The organism is Gardnerella sp. DNF00354 (genome assembly GCF_049262755.1).
In the GTDB taxonomy this organism is placed as follows: domain Bacteria; phylum Actinomycetota; class Actinomycetes; order Actinomycetales; family Bifidobacteriaceae; genus Bifidobacterium; species Bifidobacterium vaginale.
Map to the genome: position 1 here is coordinate 463,904 of NZ_CP058402.1, position 18,456 is coordinate 482,359.

Sequence of the window (18,456 nt, forward strand, 5' to 3'; positions counted from 1 at the left end):
GCTTATGTTTAGATTTTAATATAGATACGTGCTTGCAGTTTTGCGATTTTGACTTTATAAAGCGTCTTTTAGGTATGGAGGAAAATTGACTGATACACAATCCCAGAAACAATCTGTAGTGATTATTGGTGGCGGTCCGGCAGGGTTGACGGCTGCATGGGAGCTTGTAAAAGATGGCGGAGCTAGCCGCTACGATGTAACTGTTCTTGAAGCATCTAAAGAGTTTGGCGGAATTTCTCGCACTGTAAAATACAACGGAAACCGCATGGATATTGGCGGTCACCGATTCTTCTCTAAAGATGATCGAATTATGCAATGGTGGCGAGATATGCTGCCACTTCAAGGCGCTCCTTCTTACGACGACAAAAAACTTGGCAGACATCACGATTTAGAGGATGGCGGCCCAGATCCTGAAGTTGAAGATGAGGTTATGCTTAAGCGTCATCGCGTTTCTAGAATCTTCTGGAATCATCATTTCTTCGACTACCCTATCTCTCTTTCTGCGTCTACTTTGCGCTCTATGGGCTTTGTTCTTACTATGAAGGTTGGTTTTAGCTACCTTTGGTCTATGATTCACAAGTTGCCAGAAACTAATCTTGAGAACTTTTACATTAACCGTTTCGGTAAGAAACTTTATTCAATGTTCTTCGAGGGCTATACCGAGAAGCTTTGGGGTAGGCATCCAAGCCAGATTTCTGCAGATTGGGGTGCTCAGCGAGTTAAGGGTTTAAGCATTGTTGAAGTTTTGAAGAATGCCGTTTCAAAACTTATGCCTAAGAGTAAGGCGGGTCAGAAGGAAGTTGAAACTTCACTGATTGAAGAATTCTGGTACCCTAAGCTTGGTCCTGGTCAGCTTTGGGAGACTGTTGAACGCCGTTGCCGTGAAAATGGCGCCACTGTTTTAACAGATGCAAAAGTTGTTGCTATTAAACAGTGCGACGGTAAAATTTCTAGTGTTGTCGTTGAAAATCAAGATGGTTTGCAGCAAGAACTTCATGCGGATCAGTTTATTTCTTCTATGCCAATAAAAGATTTGGTTGCAGCTATTGAGCATGGCGCCGAAGGAAATGAGTCTGTGCAGGTTCCATCCGAATTACAACGAGTTGCTAAAGGCTTGCCTTACCGTGATTTCGTAACTGTTGGACTTCTTGTTAAGCGTATGCGTTTGCGTAATACGACTGATATTCCAACGTTAGGTAACCCTCCTATTGTGCCTGATTGCTGGATTTATGTGCAGGATCCAGGATACAAAGTTGGTCGTTTGCAAATCTTTAACAACTGGAGCCCATATCTCGTTAAGGATGTTGACAACACTGTGTGGATTGGTCTTGAATACTTCTGCGATGAGGGCGATGATTTCTGGAATATGAGCGATGAAGAGGCTCGTAAATCTGCGATTGATGAGCTTACTCGTATGCAGGTTATTGATGGCGAAGATGATGTTTTGGATGCGCATCGCGAGCGTGTTCCAAAGGCTTATCCAGCTTACTTCGATACTTATGCTCAGATGCCTGAGCTTGTTAAGTATTTGGATGGTTTTGGTAACTTGTATTGTGTTGGTAGAAATGGTCAGCATCGTTACAATAACCAGGATCATTCTATGGCTACTGCTATTGAAGCCGTGTCTAATATTAACAGTGGAAAACAGTCTAAAGATAATGTTTGGTCTGTTAATACAGAAAAGTCATATCACGAAAAGAAGTAGCGTTTTTTCTTTTTGCCACGCCGTGTTGTTGTGAGTCGCATGAGTGTAGTAGCATACATTTATCAGCGATTAAGTCACATTGTTATGTGCTTATCGTTGTATTCACAACGGATTTTTCCGAAATCTTCCATGTAAAGCTCCAAGTAGTTTGTTTCTTGGGGTTAGGGAAAGGTATAACTGTGGCAACAAGCCAAAATCTTGATGATATGAAGCTTTCTGAGCTTAAGGATCTTGCGAAGCAAATGGGCCTGCGCGGTACGTCTACAATGCGTAAGCCAGATTTGATCGCTACGCTTACCGCTGCGCGCAATGGTGGGGATGCGCCAGCAGGAGTTAGCGTACATGTTCCTAAAAGCATTGTTAGGGATAGTCGTTCGTCGCTTAATGATGAGGATGAGTCTAAATACGATTCATCTTCATCTTTTAGGTCGCGCCGCAATTTTGATGACGATAGTGGTGAGTCTGCTCGCAAGTCTGCCGATGAGGATTTGTTAGAAAATCTCGGCTTGCCTGATTCTGTTGAATCTTCTGATTCTGATGATTCTGTTGATTCAAATAGAAGCAGTAAGTCTAGGCGTCGTCGTGAGTTTACGCGTGATAATCAATCTCAGCGTCGTCGTCAGTCTGATTTTAAAGATAATTATCGCGGAAATAACTCGGATGATGCAAATGATACGGAAGATGATCTAGATCAGATTCTTGCTACTTTGCCAAGTGAAAAGTCTTCTGATTCTAACGCAAATCGTGATTCTGAATCTCGCAGGCAACGCGGAGCTTCGCGTTCTAATGGTGATGACGATTATGATACACATTCAGATAGGAATGACAGGTATCAACGCCGTATGCGTGGCCGTGGACGCGATAGAGATGATTACGATTCCCGCTCGGATCGCTCTGATCATTTAGAGCGTGAAGATCGCCCTACGAGGAATGAACGCTCTGATCGCAATGATATTCGTGAAGACCACGAGTCTCGTGAATCAGCTTCTCGTAGAGAGGAACCAAAAGAAGAGCTTGTTCCAGTTGCTGGTATTGTAGATGTGCTTGAATCTTATGCGTTTGTGCGCACTTCTGGATATTTGCCTGGTCCAAATGATGTTTACGTTTCTATGAGCCAAATCAAAAAGTATGGTTTGCGCAAGGGAGATGCGGTTCAAGGTTCTATTCGTGCTCCTCGCGAAGGTGATCGTAGGAATCAGCGCCAAAAATTTGTTCCTTTGCAAAGCGTTGACAGCATTAATGGCATGAGCGTAGAAGATGCTCAGAATCGTCCGCAATTTGCTAAGCTCACGCCTTTGTATCCGCAAGAGCGCTTAAAGCAGGAGACTACGCCAAATCGTATGCTTGGCAGAATCATTGACCTTGTGGCTCCTATTGGTAAGGGTCAGCGTGGTTTGATTGTTTCGCCTCCTAAGGCTGGTAAAACAATCACTTTGCAAAATATTGCGAACGCGATTGCTGTTAATAATCCAGAAGTGCATTTGATGGTTGTTCTTGTAGACGAGCGTCCAGAAGAAGTTACCGACATGGAGCGCACTGTTCAGGGTGAGGTTATTTCTTCTACATTTGACCGTCCAGCATCAGACCACACTACTGTTGCGGAGCTTGCGATTGAGCGTGCTAAGAGGCTTGTAGAGCTTGGCCAAGATGTTGTTGTTCTTCTTGATTCTATGACTCGTCTTGCTCGTGCATACAATATTGCTGCTCCTGCATCTGGTCGTATTCTTTCTGGTGGCGTGGATGCTCAGGCGCTTTACCCTCCTAAGAAGTTCTTTGGTGCCGCGCGAAACATTGAAAATGGCGGTTCTTTGACTATTATTTCTTCCGCTTTGGTGGAAACTGGTTCAAAGATGGATGAAGTTATTTTCGAAGAGTTTAAGGGCACTGGAAACATGGAGCTTCGCTTGAGTCGCGATTTGGCAGATAAGCGCTTGTTCCCAGCAGTGGATATTAATTCTTCTGGCACGCGCCGCGAAGAGTTGATTACTCCTGCTCAAGAATTGCCTATTATTTATCGCTTGAGGCGACTATTTGGCGGACTTGAGCCAGAGCAGGCTTATCAGACTTTGGTGCCACGCTTAAAGAAAACTGCGTCGAATCGCGATTTTCTCGCAGCGATTGTGCAGCAAGCGAATAACTCTACAAATGGCGGGTCTCCAGCAACCGCTGCTTAAGTAGGTTATGTTCGTGTAATTTTATAAATATAACTTTAAAAAATACACTTTAATTACCCCTTGGTTTGATCAATCGAGGGGTAATTTTTATTGTTTATTTTTTAATACTGTTTTTATTACAAGCTTATTTTGTGTTTTAAAATAAAAAAATATACGTTTATATATAATTAATTTCTTATAAAATACACTATTATTGGTAATTTTTACTATTGATTATGCATATGTAAATAATGAAAATTAAATAATTATAATTACTTGTCAAAAGTTTATTCCCATAAACATTTGATATTTAATGTGAAAAACCGTGATTTTTTATATAATTTTGTTCTTTTTCGTTAAAAAATACGATACGATTGAATAGACTGCAGGGTAGCGCAATCTGAAATCTACAACAGTATTCAGGAAGATGCGCTGTATGAGGATGGAGGTCGTATGACAGGAAACTCTCATAAGATTGAAAATAATATTCCTTCTGGCTTGAACGCTAATGTGAGCACAGTTGCTCCTATAGATTCTACAGATGCGATTATTGTAGATATTCTTGAACATGATGGTCGTGCAACATTAACCAGACTAGCTAAAGCATCTGGATTATCGGTTTCTGCCGTACAATCTAGAGTACAAAAGCTTGAGCGCAGAGGAATTATCACTGGTTACCGTGCCTTGATTGACTATGAGCGCAGAGGCTTGCCAGTAAGCGCATTTGTTGCTGTAACACCTCTTGACTTTGAGCAAGAAGCATCTGTTCCAGCCAAGTTGAAAGATATTGAAGGTATTGAAGCCTGCTATTCTATCACTGGAAGCCCAAGTTTTATGCTCGTAGTTCGTGTTGCTACACCTAGCAAGCTAGAAGAGCTAATTAACACGATTCATAGGATTGTGCCAGTTAGCACAGAAACAACTATGGTTTTGCAGACTTATTTCGACTAGAAGTAATATGTGTGAATTTCCTAAAGAATCGGTTGACGCGCGCAAGCATCAGATTGAACCGAGTTGCAATGATTGTAACGATTCAATAAGCGAGATTTTTGCGTTGCGTCAATCGATTGACAATATTGACAATGCAGTTGTTTCACTTCTTGCAGAGCGCTTTAAAGTTACGGAAAAAGTCGGAGAAATAAAAGCTCGCGCAAATCTTGCTGCGGAAGATAAATCTAGAGAAAATCGCCAAGCAAATCGACTTAAAAAAATTGCTGAAGAATCTGGATTAAAAGAAGAAATCGCGCTCGAATATTTACATTTTGTTGTAGCTGCTGCAAAAAAGCGCCATCAAGAAATAAAAGATAGCCAGAAATAGTTAAAAATAGCCACAAATCTAATCAAAAATCTAGTCAAATTTAGTAAAAAATCTAGCAAAATCTAAAAAAATATGCGCGCTTAGAGTCATAATAAAAATATGACTATTGCAACCGTTGAACGTTACGCGCAAATGCTTGATGCCGCCAGCAAAGGTGGATACGCCTACCCTGCAATTAATGTTACTAGCACGCAGACTTTAAATGCTGCACTACAAGGATTTGCAGAAGCGCAAAGCGACGGAATTATTCAAGTATCCGTTGGGGGCTCCGCGTATTTTTCGGGGCAGTGTGTAAATAATCGTGTTGTCGGTTCGCTAGCGTTTGCTCAATTTGCGCATCAAGTAGCAGCGCAATATCCAAATATTACCGTTGCCTTACATACGGATCATTGTGCAGAAAGCTATTTAGATGATTGGATTAAGCCACTTTTAGCTTATGAGGCAGATCAAGTTGCGCATGGCAAAGAGCCAATATTTCAATCGCATATGTGGGACGGATCCACAGTTAAGCTTGAACACAATTTAGACGTTGCGGAAGAATTGCTTGAGGCGTCGGCGAAGGCTCATACGGTGTTAGAGATTGAAATTGGGGCCGTGGGAGGCGAAGAAGACGGTCATAGAGCAGACATTGATGAAAAACTATACTCAACGCCGCAGGACGCTATGCGAGTAGTTGAACGATTAGGTTTGGCAGAGAGCGGAAGATATATGGCTGCTTTTACGTTCGGCAATGTGCATGGTGCATACAAGCCTGGTGTTGTTAAGCTGCGACCACAGTTGCTAGACAACATTCAAAGCGCTGTATACAACAAGTACAAGCTTGATTTATGTAATCGCAAGTTTGGTGTGCCAACAAAACCATTCTTATTGGTATTCCATGGAGGTTCTGGATCTACTCCCGAAGAAATTGCGCAAGCTGTAAGCTACGGCGTAGTAAAAATGAACATCGATACAGACACGCAATATGCGTTTACTCGAGCAATAGCAGATCACATGTTCCGAAACTATGATTCTGTTCTTAAAATCGATGGAGAAGTTGGAGCCAAAAAACTCTACGACCCAAGGTCTTGGGGCAAAGAGGCAGAAAAAGCAATGGCTCAGCGTGTTGTTGAAGCCTGTGTACAGCTTGGCTCTGCTGGTAAAGCCTTATAAGTTCATCAAGTTGCAAATTAAATTCGGTATTGGCTTTGCGCTAGTCTTAACACGTAGGAATTGTGTTTATTTGGGCAACGTTAGCCCAAAAATGGAGGTTCAGCATGCCTGGAATTGTGCTTATTGGCGCTCAATGGGGTGACGAAGGTAAAGGCAAAGCGACTGATTTAATTGGTTCTAAGGTAGATATTGTCGCAAGATTTAATGGCGGTAATAACGCTGGACATACTGTTGTTGTGGGAAACGAGTCTTACGCTTTGCATTTACTTCCTAGCGGTATAATCAGCCCTAATGTAACTCCTGTTATTGGTAATGGTGTTGTTATAGACCCAGAAGTTCTGTTTGAGGAGATTGACGCACTTGAATCTAGAGGTGTTGATTGCTCTCGTTTGAAAGTGAGCGAGTCTGCGCATGTGATTACACCTTATCATCGCGTAATTGACAAGGTTACGGAGAGGTTCCTAGGCAAGCACAAGATTGGTACAACAGGTCGCGGAATTGGCCCGACTTATGCAGATAAGATTAATCGCGTTGGTATTCGTGTGCATGATTTATTTAATGCAGAACATTTGAGGGATAAGGTTGAAGCTAGCTTGCATCAAAAGAATCAAATGTTAGTTAAACTTTACAACCAGCATCCAATAGATATTGATGATGTTACAGCACAGCTTGTGGAGCTTGGAAAGCGTTTGAAGCCTTATGTTGCAGATACTTCGCTTATACTGAATCAGGCTATGGAAAATGGCAAAACCGTGCTTTTTGAAGGCGGTCAGGCAACTATGCTGGATGTCGATCATGGAACTTACCCATTTGTAACATCCTCAAATCCTACTGCAGGAGGTGCTTGCACGGGAACTGGCGTTGGTCCAACTCGTATTACGCGAGTGATTGGAGTTGCTAAAGCCTATATCACTCGTGTTGGTGAAGGTCCATTCCCTACAGAACTTTTGGATGAAAGTGGCGATTGGCTGCGTGAGCAGGGTCACGAATATGGCGTAACTACTGGTCGCCCTCGCCGATGCGGATGGTTTGATTCCGTTGTAAGCCGCTATGCTACTCGCGTAAATGGCTTAACTGATATTGTTCTTACCAAGTTAGATGTTTTGACTGGTTTAAAAGAAATTCCAGTTTGCGTAGCTTACGATGTAACTTTGGCTGACGGAAGCGTTGAGAGAGTGAACGAAATGCCAGTAGATCAGTCTCTGTTTGCTAGCGCTAAGCCAGTTTACGAGATGCTTCCAGGCTGGAGTGAGGATATTTCTCAAATTCACAAGTTTGAAGAATTGCCAGCAAATACTCAAAGCTATGTAAAGCGCTTAGAAGAACTTTCCAAGTGCCGCATTTCGGCAATTGGTACTGGTCCTCAGCGCGACCACATTATTAGCGTTCATTCGCTGATTGACTAGTGGCTATTTAAATAGCGATTTAAGGCGGCTAAAAACTATGAGTATTCCAAGTAGTAATCGCCCCAATTCGCATAACGCGCTCAAGCGTAAATCACTTGGTGCAAAAACATATTTTGTTGTGTTTATTGGTGGATTGCTTGGCGCTTTTGTGCGTAGTGAAATAGGTGGTTTTACGTACGGCATGCATTGGGACTCGGGATATTCTATGCTTTTTAGCCGCTTTACTTTTGCAACTCTTTTGTCTAACATCTTGGCATGTTTTATTCTTGCTTTAGTGAGTTCGCTTGTTGCACAAAGATTGCGCAGCAAGAACAAAGACTTAATAAAATACGGTTTTTGCACAGGATTTTGCGGCGGACTTTCAACAATGTCTACTTTTGCTTTTGAGGGCGCGCATTCCGCATTTACTGCAATGAACATTGTAGAAGTGATTGCCATTATGGCGTTGTCTATGGTTCTTGGCGTTTTAGCAGTGCTTGTTGGGAGTCTAATTGGAGATAAAATTTTTGCTTTTAAAGGCAATGGCAGCGTAAAAAATGCTGGTGATGCAAACATCATCAATAAAATAGACGCTAACAGGGGCGGTGCAAAATGATGTTCTACGCATACGTTCTTTTTTGGCTGCCTGTTGTTTTCGCTGGACTTGGTGCTGTTCTTCGTTGTGCAATATCTGACGCAATTGCGCGCGTTTATAAGCGCGATTTTCCAATCGCAACGCTGCTAATCAACGCTTTTGCGTCTTTTATAATGGGCTTAGTTGTATTTTTAAGTTCTTCGATTATATACGATTTAACTTTTGCTTCGACTATTGTTTACACTTGCGCATTGGGATTTTTAGGCGGATTTTCAACGTTTTCAACCGCAATCTTAGAAGTCGTAAGCCTGTTTAAGCTAAAGAAAATCAAGCTTGGACTATGGCTTTTTGTTAGCGAGCTAATAGTGCCATTCTTATGCGCATTTATTGCATACGCTGGACCGTGTTTTGTAATGTTTTTACTTCTAAAGTCTTAGTTTTTAATTTTATTAATTGACGTATTTTATTTATTAATTAACGTATTTTATTAATTAACGTTTATTGTGTTATTAAAATGTTAAAATGCTTTGTGTATTTGTTTGCGATTTGATTTAAGAATAGGTTTATTGTGACTTTAAAGAACGTAGGCGGTTTTATACGCGATTTTTTGCGCGACTTTTCTGATCGCGTTCTTAAAACGCTTAAGCATCTTAGATGGAAGATGGTTCTTGCGGGCGTAGTTGTTGGTCTTGTTTCTGGTGCGCTTGTAGCAACTTACAGACTTGGAATTGAGTACGGAACCGATTTTGCGCGATGGATGTATGCGCAAATATTGCAAAACATGCTTTGGATTGTGCCTTGCGTTGTTTTTGCGATTGTTGCTGGGCTTTTTATTGGCTGGATGAGTCGCAAAGAAAGCATGGCATCTGGAAGTGGCATTCCACAAGTTGTTGGATACGTTCAGCGCGGGCTAAAAATGTGTTGGAACACTATTTTGCCCGTTCGATTTGTAGGCGGATTGTTGGGTTCGCTATTTGGTTTGTCTCTTGGGCGCGAAGGCCCTTCGATTCAAATCGGAGCTTGCGGCGCGCAAATGATGTCTCGCATCTTTAGAAAAGGCAATAAAAACGATACTCAAGAGCATTATGTTGTAACTGCTGGAGCTGCAGCTGGATTATCTGCAGCGTTTAGTGCTCCACTTTCTGGGCTTATGTTTGCTATGGAAGAAGTTCAACACGGATTGTCTTCTACAGTTCTTATGGGAGCCGCTGCTGCATCTATTTGCGCTGATTTTGTATCTCAAACGTGCTTTGGACTCCGACCTGTTTTAGACTTTGGAAGAATTCCAGACTTGCCAATGGCACTTCATTTTTGGTTGATTCCACTTGGCATTTTTGCAGGACTTATTGGCTCTTTAATGAACAGATTCTTGCTTGGCTTGCAAACGCTGTATAAATATTTGCCAAAATGGGCTCCTGTATCTGTAGCATGTTTAATAGCAATTCCTGTTGGCTTGTATTTGCCAGATGTTCTTGGCGGAGGCTCGAATCTTGTTAAGCTCTCTGAATATGGCAAAGTAAGCATAGCGCTTCTGTGCATTCTGTTTGTTGCAAAAATGCTATTTACTTCTACAAGCTTTGGATGTGGCGCGCCTGGCGGAATTTTTATGCCAATTCTTGCTGTCGGCGCTCTTGCAGGCGGCGTTGCTTCTCGCGCAATAATAAGCATTCCGCTTCTTGGCATTGACGCAAAACTAATGCCGATTTTTACAGTGTGCGTTATGGCTGGCACGCTTTCGGCTTCTGTAAAAGCTCCGCTCACTTCGATTTTGCTAACTGTAGAAATGTCGGGAACAATGATTCACACTCTTCCAGTTGCTGCATCTGCTTTTATTGCGCTTCTTGTATCCGATATTTTGCGCACAAAGCCAATCTATGGTGAACTTCTGGAAAGATATATGGCTTCTAATCCAAAACTTGTACGCTAGTACAACAAAAACAGCAATGTGGATAACTTTTTGGCGGAATTGCAACGTTTATTGATCCTTTAACCACATTGTTTAAATAGTATTGCCTAATGGTTTAGTATGCGATTCAATAGCCACATGGACAATATGACTATTGATAATTACGATGCTCCTTCTTGCGTTCCGCGCATTATAGAAACGTACCCGCCTCAGGCGAGTGCGATAAAAAGTATGCGCAAAAGTACATCTGATAGTAATAAGTTGGAAGATTCGACTGTTATCGCATCTTTGAATCATACGAATCATGTGGATCATTTAGATTACACAAATCATGTAGATTACGCGACTGGTGTATCTTCTACTTCAGTTCGTAGCGATTTTGATGCATTCGATAATCATAGTGTTCAAGAAAATATTGGTAGCTTGAACTATTCGCTAAAGCCTTTTCCAAAAAATGTTGTAATCGGTTCATCGGCAAATGATGGAGTTGGTTTAAGCACTACTCTTGCTCTTCTGGCAAGTCATATATCTAGTAAAAAATATGTTGTTGCACTAATCGACGCAGATATTTCTAACGGCGGATTAGATGTTTTGTTGGGATTGGAGCAGGACGAGGGTAGAAGATTGCAAGAGGTTCAAGCTCCTTTAGGACGATTAGACGGATATGTATTGCGTTGTGAACTTCTGCACTGGAATAACGTTGATATTTTGGCTTACGCTCCTTGGAAAGGTGAAGAGCCTAAGCCATGGGTTATTGAAGCTGCTATTAGAGGTCTTTCCAATGCTTGTGATGTAGTAATTGTTGATATTGGATCTGGTTTTTCAGCAAGAAGGCTTTTAAAGAATCTTCCAACTTTGGCGCAAGTTCCAACCATATTTGCTGCAGAGCTTAGTGTTCTTGGTCTTGCCAGATTGCGCGCATATTGGCGAAGCCTAGAATCTGACCATAAAGATTACTCTAGAAAACAAACTTCTATTGTCGCAGGATTAAATCCGCGTGGTCTTTCTAAAAGGTTTTGCCCTGTAAATGTTAATGAAGCTTGTGATTATTTGCTTTGCGATGTAGAAGGCCCAATTGGTCACGATCCTAAAATGTACGAAGACATAATATCTGGTTACGGTATAAGAGATATTCCAAAATCCGCCAAAATTCCAATAGAAAAAATAACAACATGGTTGCTTGGAGACTCCTCTAATTCCTCTTTGAAAATATCTGGAAAACAATCTGAACAACAATATAAACAATCAAATTCACAATCATATGAATCTGAAAGATTCTCAAAAATATCAAGGGGTAAGCATGGTTTTAGAAGATATTGATTTTGGCATTCTGCAAGAGCTTGCAGATGATCCTCAAACAACAGATATTGTTGTTACAGACACAGGTCACGTTTGGGTAGATAAAGGTTTTGGGTTGCAAGAGTACAATCCAAGAATTCCATTTGATAATCCTATGATTTTGCGAGAATATGCAGTTTGGCTTTGTGCACAATTAGGCAAAAGATTAGATGATTCATGCCCGATTGCAGATGCTTCTAGCCCAGTAGGAGTGCGAGTACACGCTCTTATTGCTCCAATAGTTTTAAGTGGTGCTGCTATTTCGATTCGTTTTCCCGCTTTAAAACGCTATTGTTTAACAGAGTTAAGTAGTAGAGGAATGTTTCCTATTGAATTATCTAGAATACTTTATTTATTGGTAACTCAACGTGCGAATATTTTGATTACGGGAAGCACTGGCTCTGGTAAAACAACGTTAATGAAGTCTCTTTTAGCTTCTTGTGATGAAAAAGACAGAATAGTGACTGTTGAAGAAACAAGAGAATTAGGTTCATTATCTAAGGATCATGTGTCTTTAGCTACAAGAGAAGCAAACGTTGAAGGAGTAGGCAGCGTTGGTTTGTCGGATCTTGTAAAGGCAACTTTGAGGATGAGACCAGACAGAATTATTTTAGGTGAGTGCAGAGGTCAAGAAATAGCTGATTTATTGCGCGTTTTTACATGTGGTCATAAAGGTGGAATGACAACTTTGCATGCTGATAAAGTTCAAAAGGTGCCAGCCAGATTAATGTCTTTAGGGCTTCTTGCAGGACTGGAACCTTCTGCTCTATGTTCTCTTGCTGCGGATGCTTTTGATGTTGTTATACATGTAGAAAGAGTAAATGGTATGCGAATTGTAAAAGAACTTGGAGTATTGCGTTCTACGGATTCTGGCGCGTTAGAAGGTGTTCCAATTTTAAGATTGAAAAATTGCGTTAATTCTAAGGATAGTAATTTTTCTGCTCAGATAGAGGCAACGTCTGCTTGGAAAAATTTTGCCATTAAATGGCATTTACCGTTGGATACAGGGTTGTTTCTGTAATTGATAAAGACAGTAAAGGATTTTGAAAATGGGTATTGAAGAATCACTAGCTGCTCTTGTGGCTTCTTTGCGTTCTGGTGCTTCTTTTGAATCGATTATAAGAGGAGACAGCAATAATGAGAATCGCAATGGACTTATTGAAGAGACCGATAATGGCAATAACAATTACAACAGCAATAACAGCGAAAGCTATTTCCAAGTTATAAACGTTGAATCGGTGTTCAAATGGATTGATTCTCGCTGTTCTAATAGGATTAAAAATCTTAGCGCTCGCCAAAGAAGTAAAGTTAGAAAAGACATGCGCAAGGTTGCACAATCGCTTATGTCTGTATACGAATTGAGCAGTTCTATAGGATGCTCTATGACTGATTGCGTTCAAGCTGTTTCTGACTCTTATCATGCCAATAAGAGGGTTAATGATTTAAGCTCAGAAGTTTTTGCAATGCCTAAAGCAACTATTAGATTGCTAACTGCTCTACCATTTTTGGCTCTTCTTACTGGACAATTGTTGGGTGTAAATCCAATATTGATGATTTTTACAAGTTCTAGAGGATACGCACTCTTAGGTATTGGCTTATTGTTTTATGTAATCGGTCTTTTATGGGTTACATGGATCATGAAGTCATCTAAAAAAGCAATGCTGAGTGCTGTTTCTAATGTCGATTAATGAGTTAATGGTTATTAAGGATCGTGGAAAATGTTTAAGGCAATTATCGTTTGGATTATTTTAGTAGCTTATATAGTTACGTTATGCAAATTTTTTACTAGACAGATGATTCTTAACCCGTGCTATGAGCGCGCTTGTAAACCTGCGATTTCTATGAGAGACAATTACGATTTTAGGTGTAACAAAGTTGAAGATATAGATCCAATTTTGGGTTTGCAAATGATGATAGTTGCTTTAAAAAGTGGAGTCGCAATTACTAGAGCGCTTGACGCTGTTGGGTCATCTATTCCTGGAGGAAAAGGGATTTGGCTAAGGAATGTTTCTAAAGCACTACTTTCTGGAGATACTTGGATAGAAGCTTGGAGTGCTCCTTATGTGTGCTTCGATAAAAAAGATAAAAATCCATCTGCGTCTTTTGTGTTAAGTATGTGGCTTAGACAGTCACTTAGAGAGTCATGGAGTTGTGGAAGTTCTCCAGTTCCTGTACTCATAGCGATTTTACAAAATTATGAGCAATCTATGCGAAACGTGGCAAGAAAAGAAAGCTCTAGGCTTTCTGTTCGTCTGCTTCTGCCTGTTGGGTTATGTTTTCTGCCAGCGTTTATTTTCGTCGGAATTTTGCCGACAGTATCTGCATTTATGTATTAATCGCAATCTAAAAAATAAAAAATTTGTATCCCAATATTGGGTACATAAATAAAAGAAAAATAACAATAAAAATAACAAAAAGAAAGGTAACGGTGAGTGATTATGAGATCAATTACTGCTGCATTGTCAACATGGTATTGCATGTGTTCAATGCGAATGAATGAAGGATTAATTAAAGCTGAACAAGCATGTAATAACATGCAGAATCGTTTGAGCAAAGATTTAAAGCAGTGTGATGATGGGGCTGTTACGGCAGAATATGCTGTTGTTCTTATAGCTGCCACAGCTTTTGCTACAGCGCTTATTGCTATTGCCAAATCAGATGCTGTTCGTACGGCTATCAGTGATCTTGTTACAAAAGCTCTACATGTTAGTTAGCTTTAAGTAAATAATCATTTGTAAAACTGTGAAACATTGCGTGAAACTTAAAACATACTTTAAAAAACGTGATATGAAATATTTATAAAGTTTTTTGACCGTGATGTTTATGTGATTTGTTGTGGGATTTTAACTAATGCGAAAAGAAACGAGACAAAATGGAGAATCATGTATTTTTGAACATTTTAGATAAGAGAACGACTAAGAATAATTGTCATAAGATAAATAATTCAAAAGATTCTGGGGCTGTTACCGCAGAATTTGCGATTATTCTTCCTGCAGTTGTGGTACTTGCTTTAACGTTATTTTTTGTTGGTAAATCAGTAGTAAATACAATGAATTGCCATGATGCAGCAGGTCAAGTAGCATACTATGTTGCTTCGCACCACAATTCTAAAGATGCGCAAAATATAGTATCTAAAGTATCTGGAGTTAATAGTTCTGTAAAAGTCAAATATGTTGGGAATATGGCAGATATTGTTGTAAGCTGCCCAGTTGTGCCAGACCCTTTAAAAGTATTGCCATTGTCTGTGGAAGCTCGCATTAGCCAGGTTTTAATATGAGTCAAAAAATATGTAAGCGATTAAGCATTTTAAATACGCAATATTACAGTTTTAAACATTTGCGTAGAGCAGATTGTGGTTCTGGAACTATGCTAGGCATAGGATTGGTAATAGCAATCTGCTCTATGCTTGTTGTTTGTGCGACTTTAGGGTCAATTTTGGTGCAAAAACACCGAGCTTACGCTCTTGCAAATGCATCGGCTATATCAGGTGCAGTCGCTATGAGAAATATGCAAGATGATGCATGTCAAGTTGCAGAGCGCACAGCAAAGGCAAATAATGGGAAAATAGAATCTTGTGTTGAAAAAGATGATGATGTATTAATCAGTCTAAGTGTGCCTTTACGACTTCCTATGGTTAATAAGATAAATGTAACGGCTAGAGCTGGTTTAATAGATTGTGACTAATAAGTGTGTGGAAAATATCAAATATTCGTGCGATTGGTCATAATGTAGCATGTTAATAGGCGATTAGCATGTTAATGTCTAAATGTTTAGAATAGAACAGAAACTTTGCTCAAGTAGAGTTGAGCTAATATTCAGGTGACGGTAGGTTATAGTTATGGCACTTGCATTGTATCGAAGGTATCGTCCAGACACGTTTGAAGGAGTGATAGGACAGAATCAAGTTACCGTTCCTCTTATGAGAGCGCTAGATCAAGGCAAAATAACGCACGCCTACCTATTTTCGGGTCCACGCGGTTGTGGAAAAACAAGCTCTGCGCGTATTCTTGCTCGTTGTATTAACTGCAAAGAGGGTCCTACTTCTAAACCATGCGGAAAATGCCAAAGCTGTAAAGATCTTGCAACAGGCGGATCAGGTTCAATAGACGTTGTAGAAATAGATGCTGCAAGCCACAATGGTGTTGACGATGCTAGAGAATTACGCGAACGTGCAGGTTTCGCTCCAGCGCGCGATCGATATAAGATTTTTATTCTTGATGAAGCGCATATGGTAACTCCGCAAGGATTCAATGCTTTGCTGAAGATTGTGGAAGAGCCACCTGAGCATGTTATGTTTATTTTTGCCACTACTGAACCAGATAAGGTGATTGGAACTATACGTTCTAGAACCCACCATTATCCGTTTAGACTTGTTCCTCCAGAAGTAATGGGACCGTATTTGCAAGACATTTGCAAAAAGGAAGGTATTCAAGCGCAAAAGGGCGTTTTGCGGCTTGCTATGCGCGCTGGCGGCGGATCCATGCGAGACACATTATCTGTTTTAGATCAGCTTATGATTGGTTCAGATAATGGTGTTATCTCGTTAGATTCAGCAGTTGCTTTGCTTGGTTTTACGCCTTCTAATCTTATTGCAGATGTTATTGATGCTCTTATTGAAAAAGACGGTGCAAAATTATATGAAGTTGTACAAAAAGTGGTAGTCGGAGGATTTGACACTCGTAAGTTTGTGGAAGATCTTCTCGGACGATTGCGTGATTTGTTGCTTTTGGTTTCTGCTGGTCCAAATTGTGCTAAAAACTTGTTAGGCGATTTATCGCCAGAAGACATGCAAGATTTGCAACGACAATCAAGTCAGCTAACTTTGCGAAGCTTGTCCAAAATGGCAGAAATCGTCAATAATGCTTTTGCTGGAATGGCAAATGCGGTTTCTCCTAGAATGAATCTTGAGATTCTTATGGCTAGACTTCTTGCTGATATGCAATCTGGTACTACTGCGCAGGAACCATTTTCTAAAGCCACTAATCAATCTCTTGCAAAGTCCTCCTCGCATCCCGCATCTTCTGCAAGGCATTTTATTGGTTCAAATTCTGCTGTAAATCCAGTTAATCCTGTTAATCCTGTTAATCCAGTAAATCCAGTAAATCCAGTTAATACAGTAAAAATTGCTGAAAATCCTTCGGTAATTCTTGATGATAAATCTGAAATCAACAATAACACGCAAGCGAATTGGTCAACTGCAAACGTTGAAAGACAGACAACACAAGAGCTTGACGTGGACGAAACTTGGGATAATCTGGTTAAAAATCTGCCAGACGATGTTCGTGAATACGTAGAGAGAGATCGCGTTCCAAAAGTTAGATTAGACGATGGAAATGCAGCAAAAAGAAGGCTTGTATTAACTTTTGACCAGCCTATAAGCCAACATGCTTTTGCGCTCGCGATTTGCACAACAGAACCTTACGATGGTAAAAAAGTGCCAGTTGTGGTTATGAACAAAGTAAAAGACGCATTTGGAAAAAACGTTGCAATAGCGCCAGATTTAGTAGCTGCAAACGGCGAAAAAGTGGAGTCTGTTGCAAGAATGACTCCGCAACGACTAGCACAAGTTAAGCGAGACTTGCTTATGCGAAAAGCTGGAATCGTAAAAGGATTCGGAAAAATAATCGAGAAAAGTTCTGATTCAAATTCAAATAATTCGAATTCCAGTAGCGATGATGCTGGCTCTAGTGACGATTTAAGTGCTAGTGCGGAGGCTAGCGACTTATCTGGTTCTGCAATTTCAGAAAGTGCTTTAGATTTAGATATTGAGAAAGATGACGCATGGGCAGGTATGGGATCTGCTCCAATGGGAGATGCGATTGCTGCATTACAGAATGCAGATTTTAATGCTGAAGTAGTAAACGATTCAGAAAACGCAGATAACGCTGCATCAAACGCGCAGCAATGGGGGCAAAAGTCGAAGATAAGCCAGCAAAATCTTCAGCGCGCAAATTCAGAATCACAGGCAGATAATGAGTCAAAAGCACGAATCTCTGATGGTGTAAACGGCGCGCAAGAAGACGAATGTTCAATGCAGGACGAATCGTTAGAGTCGGCAACCAATTTGAGCATAGATGATTTAGAGAAGATGTTTGAGGTGAAATCTGTAAAAGAATTCGCTGCAAGTGATCCAAAAAATCCTAAAAATGCAGGATTGCATAAGCGAAAGCAAGAGGAGTAAGTAAAAGTGCATAACGTGTCATCGTATGACGGTGCAATAGGCAGAGTTATTGATGCGTTCTCTAAGCTTCCAGGAATAGGACCAAAAGGCGCGCAGCGAATTGCATTCTATATACTTTCATCATCTGATGTACAAACGCAGGATTTAATTGACGCAATCAGTGACTTGCGCGAGAATGTGCGATTTTGTGAAATTTGCGGAAATGTTTGCGAGCAAAGTCCTTGTGTTATTTGCCAAGATCCGCGAAGAGATCACACAAAAATATGCGTTGTAGAAGAGCCAAAAGACATTATGAGCATTGAGAGAACTCACGAATACGCTGGCGTTTACCACGTTTTGGGCGGTGCCATTAATCCAATGGCAAACATTGGACCTGCAGACTTAAAAATAACGCAACTACTTGAGCGCTTAAAAGACGCGCAAGTAAAAGAAGTCATTTTAGCGCTTGACCCAAATATTGAAGGAGAAGCTACAGTAACTTATTTAGCACGTTTGCTTGAGCCGCTTGACATAAGTATTACGCGACTTGCAAGCGGATTGCCAGTTGGTGGAGACTTAGAGTATGCAGACGAGATAACTCTTGGTCGCGCATTTGCAGGAAGACAAGAAGTATAGAAGATTTGTGAATTCATCAGCAAACGCGTTTGATAAGTCGCAAGCAACCGCTTGTTGTATATGCGCCACTCATAATATTTCTAAAACTAAAAATAAATAGAGCACAGT

18 protein-coding genes are annotated in these 18,456 nt (G+C 40.6%); all 18 read left to right on the top strand.

Going from position 1 to position 18,456, the window contains the following annotated elements; genetic code table 11:
* Nucleotides 1-85: 85 nt before the first annotated feature.
* The 18 genes from HXT24_RS01780 to recR all read left to right on the top strand — a co-directional run bounded on the left by HXT24_RS01780 (nucleotide 86) and on the right by recR (nucleotide 18,348).
* A complete protein-coding gene (locus HXT24_RS01780; RefSeq protein WP_422119514.1) occupies nucleotides 86-1,705 on the top strand; it encodes an NAD(P)/FAD-dependent oxidoreductase in 1,620 nt (539 codons plus the stop codon).
* A gap of 179 nt (nucleotides 1,706-1,884) precedes the next feature.
* Nucleotides 1,885-3,879 carry a transcription termination factor Rho gene (gene rho, locus HXT24_RS01785; protein ID WP_422119515.1) on the top strand — a complete coding sequence of 665 codons (1,995 nt, stop codon included), beginning with the start codon at nucleotides 1,885-1,887 and terminating at the stop codon, nucleotides 3,877-3,879.
* Nucleotides 3,880-4,311: 432 nt separating this feature from the next.
* Nucleotides 4,312-4,809 (top strand): Lrp/AsnC family transcriptional regulator, encoded by a 498-nt coding sequence (locus HXT24_RS01790; RefSeq protein ID WP_004114142.1) that lies wholly within the window; start codon nucleotides 4,312-4,314, stop codon nucleotides 4,807-4,809.
* Between the two features lie 7 nt (nucleotides 4,810-4,816).
* On the top strand, nucleotides 4,817-5,176 hold the full coding sequence (locus HXT24_RS01795) for a chorismate mutase (RefSeq protein ID WP_410312677.1): 360 nt from the start codon (nucleotides 4,817-4,819) through the stop codon (nucleotides 5,174-5,176).
* Nucleotides 5,177-5,275: 99 nt separating this feature from the next.
* A complete protein-coding gene (gene fbaA, locus HXT24_RS01800; protein WP_019261705.1) occupies nucleotides 5,276-6,328 on the top strand; it encodes a class II fructose-bisphosphate aldolase in 1,053 nt (350 codons plus the stop codon).
* 104 nt (nucleotides 6,329-6,432) lie between these two features.
* Complete coding sequence (locus tag HXT24_RS01805; protein WP_353582517.1) at nucleotides 6,433-7,734, top strand: adenylosuccinate synthase; 1,302 nt, start codon at nucleotides 6,433-6,435, stop codon at nucleotides 7,732-7,734.
* Between the two features lie 37 nt (nucleotides 7,735-7,771).
* Nucleotides 7,772-8,329 carry a fluoride efflux transporter FluC gene (locus HXT24_RS01810; RefSeq protein ID WP_410312676.1) on the top strand — a complete coding sequence of 186 codons (558 nt, stop codon included), beginning with the start codon at nucleotides 7,772-7,774 and terminating at the stop codon, nucleotides 8,327-8,329.
* Nucleotides 8,326-8,745 (top strand): fluoride efflux transporter FluC, encoded by a 420-nt coding sequence (locus tag HXT24_RS01815; protein ID WP_004573644.1) that lies wholly within the window; start codon nucleotides 8,326-8,328, stop codon nucleotides 8,743-8,745. The genes HXT24_RS01810 and HXT24_RS01815 overlap by 4 nt, the downstream gene beginning before the upstream one ends.
* A gap of 131 nt (nucleotides 8,746-8,876) precedes the next feature.
* Entirely contained in the window at nucleotides 8,877-10,235 is a 1,359-nt protein-coding gene (locus HXT24_RS01820; RefSeq protein ID WP_422119516.1) for a ClC family H(+)/Cl(-) exchange transporter, read from the top strand.
* Nucleotides 10,236-10,352: 117 nt separating this feature from the next.
* Nucleotides 10,353-11,534, top strand: a complete 1,182-nt coding sequence (locus HXT24_RS01825; protein ID WP_032840653.1) for a hypothetical protein — start codon at nucleotides 10,353-10,355, stop codon at nucleotides 11,532-11,534.
* The gene (locus HXT24_RS01830; protein WP_004573647.1) at nucleotides 11,515-12,573 is read left to right on the top strand and encodes a CpaF family protein; all 1,059 of its coding nucleotides are present in this window, start codon (nucleotides 11,515-11,517) and stop codon (nucleotides 12,571-12,573) included. Before HXT24_RS01825 ends, HXT24_RS01830 begins: the two co-directional genes overlap by 20 nt.
* Before the next feature lie 28 nt (nucleotides 12,574-12,601).
* Nucleotides 12,602-13,240, top strand: coding sequence for a type II secretion system F family protein (locus HXT24_RS01835; RefSeq protein WP_020761851.1), 639 nt, complete (start codon nucleotides 12,602-12,604; stop codon nucleotides 13,238-13,240).
* A 30-nt stretch (nucleotides 13,241-13,270) separates the two neighbouring features.
* On the top strand, nucleotides 13,271-13,888 hold the full coding sequence (locus HXT24_RS01840; RefSeq protein WP_116692366.1) for a type II secretion system F family protein: 618 nt from the start codon (nucleotides 13,271-13,273) through the stop codon (nucleotides 13,886-13,888).
* 102 nt (nucleotides 13,889-13,990) lie between these two features.
* On the top strand, nucleotides 13,991-14,266 hold the full coding sequence (locus HXT24_RS01845; RefSeq protein ID WP_162860819.1) for a DUF4244 domain-containing protein: 276 nt from the start codon (nucleotides 13,991-13,993) through the stop codon (nucleotides 14,264-14,266).
* Between the two features lie 158 nt (nucleotides 14,267-14,424).
* Nucleotides 14,425-14,829, top strand: coding sequence for a TadE/TadG family type IV pilus assembly protein (locus HXT24_RS01850; RefSeq protein ID WP_004573653.1), 405 nt, complete (start codon nucleotides 14,425-14,427; stop codon nucleotides 14,827-14,829).
* Nucleotides 14,826-15,236, top strand: a complete 411-nt coding sequence (locus tag HXT24_RS01855) for an Rv3654c family TadE-like protein (RefSeq protein WP_048730759.1) — start codon at nucleotides 14,826-14,828, stop codon at nucleotides 15,234-15,236. Before HXT24_RS01850 ends, HXT24_RS01855 begins: the two co-directional genes overlap by 4 nt.
* Nucleotides 15,237-15,390: 154 nt before the next feature.
* Nucleotides 15,391-17,733 carry a DNA polymerase III subunit gamma/tau gene (gene dnaX / locus HXT24_RS01860; protein ID WP_422119517.1) on the top strand — a complete coding sequence of 781 codons (2,343 nt, stop codon included), beginning with the start codon at nucleotides 15,391-15,393 and terminating at the stop codon, nucleotides 17,731-17,733.
* A gap of 6 nt (nucleotides 17,734-17,739) precedes the next feature.
* Complete coding sequence (gene recR / locus HXT24_RS01865) at nucleotides 17,740-18,348, top strand: recombination mediator RecR (protein ID WP_004114171.1); 609 nt, start codon at nucleotides 17,740-17,742, stop codon at nucleotides 18,346-18,348.
* Nucleotides 18,349-18,456: the final 108 nt, after the last annotated feature.

Coding starts and splice junctions, on each gene's coding strand:
- dnaX (WP_422119517.1), top strand. CDS start 15,391: ATGGCACTTGCATTGTATCGAAGGTATCGTCCAGACACGTTTGAAGGA.
- HXT24_RS01795 (WP_410312677.1), top strand. CDS start 4,817: ATGTGTGAATTTCCTAAAGAATCGGTTGACGCGCGCAAGCATCAGATT.
- HXT24_RS01815 (WP_004573644.1), top strand. CDS start 8,326: ATGATGTTCTACGCATACGTTCTTTTTTGGCTGCCTGTTGTTTTCGCT.
- HXT24_RS01805 (WP_353582517.1), top strand. CDS start 6,433: ATGCCTGGAATTGTGCTTATTGGCGCTCAATGGGGTGACGAAGGTAAA.
- HXT24_RS01840 (WP_116692366.1), top strand. CDS start 13,271: ATGTTTAAGGCAATTATCGTTTGGATTATTTTAGTAGCTTATATAGTT.
- HXT24_RS01835 (WP_020761851.1), top strand. CDS start 12,602: ATGGGTATTGAAGAATCACTAGCTGCTCTTGTGGCTTCTTTGCGTTCT.
- HXT24_RS01850 (WP_004573653.1), top strand. CDS start 14,425: ATGGAGAATCATGTATTTTTGAACATTTTAGATAAGAGAACGACTAAG.
- HXT24_RS01825 (WP_032840653.1), top strand. CDS start 10,353: ATGGACAATATGACTATTGATAATTACGATGCTCCTTCTTGCGTTCCG.
- HXT24_RS01810 (WP_410312676.1), top strand. CDS start 7,772: ATGAGTATTCCAAGTAGTAATCGCCCCAATTCGCATAACGCGCTCAAG.
- HXT24_RS01855 (WP_048730759.1), top strand. CDS start 14,826: ATGAGTCAAAAAATATGTAAGCGATTAAGCATTTTAAATACGCAATAT.
- HXT24_RS01830 (WP_004573647.1), top strand. CDS start 11,515: ATGGTTTTAGAAGATATTGATTTTGGCATTCTGCAAGAGCTTGCAGAT.
- HXT24_RS01845 (WP_162860819.1), top strand. CDS start 13,991: ATGAGATCAATTACTGCTGCATTGTCAACATGGTATTGCATGTGTTCA.
- fbaA (WP_019261705.1), top strand. CDS start 5,276: ATGACTATTGCAACCGTTGAACGTTACGCGCAAATGCTTGATGCCGCC.
- HXT24_RS01790 (WP_004114142.1), top strand. CDS start 4,312: ATGACAGGAAACTCTCATAAGATTGAAAATAATATTCCTTCTGGCTTG.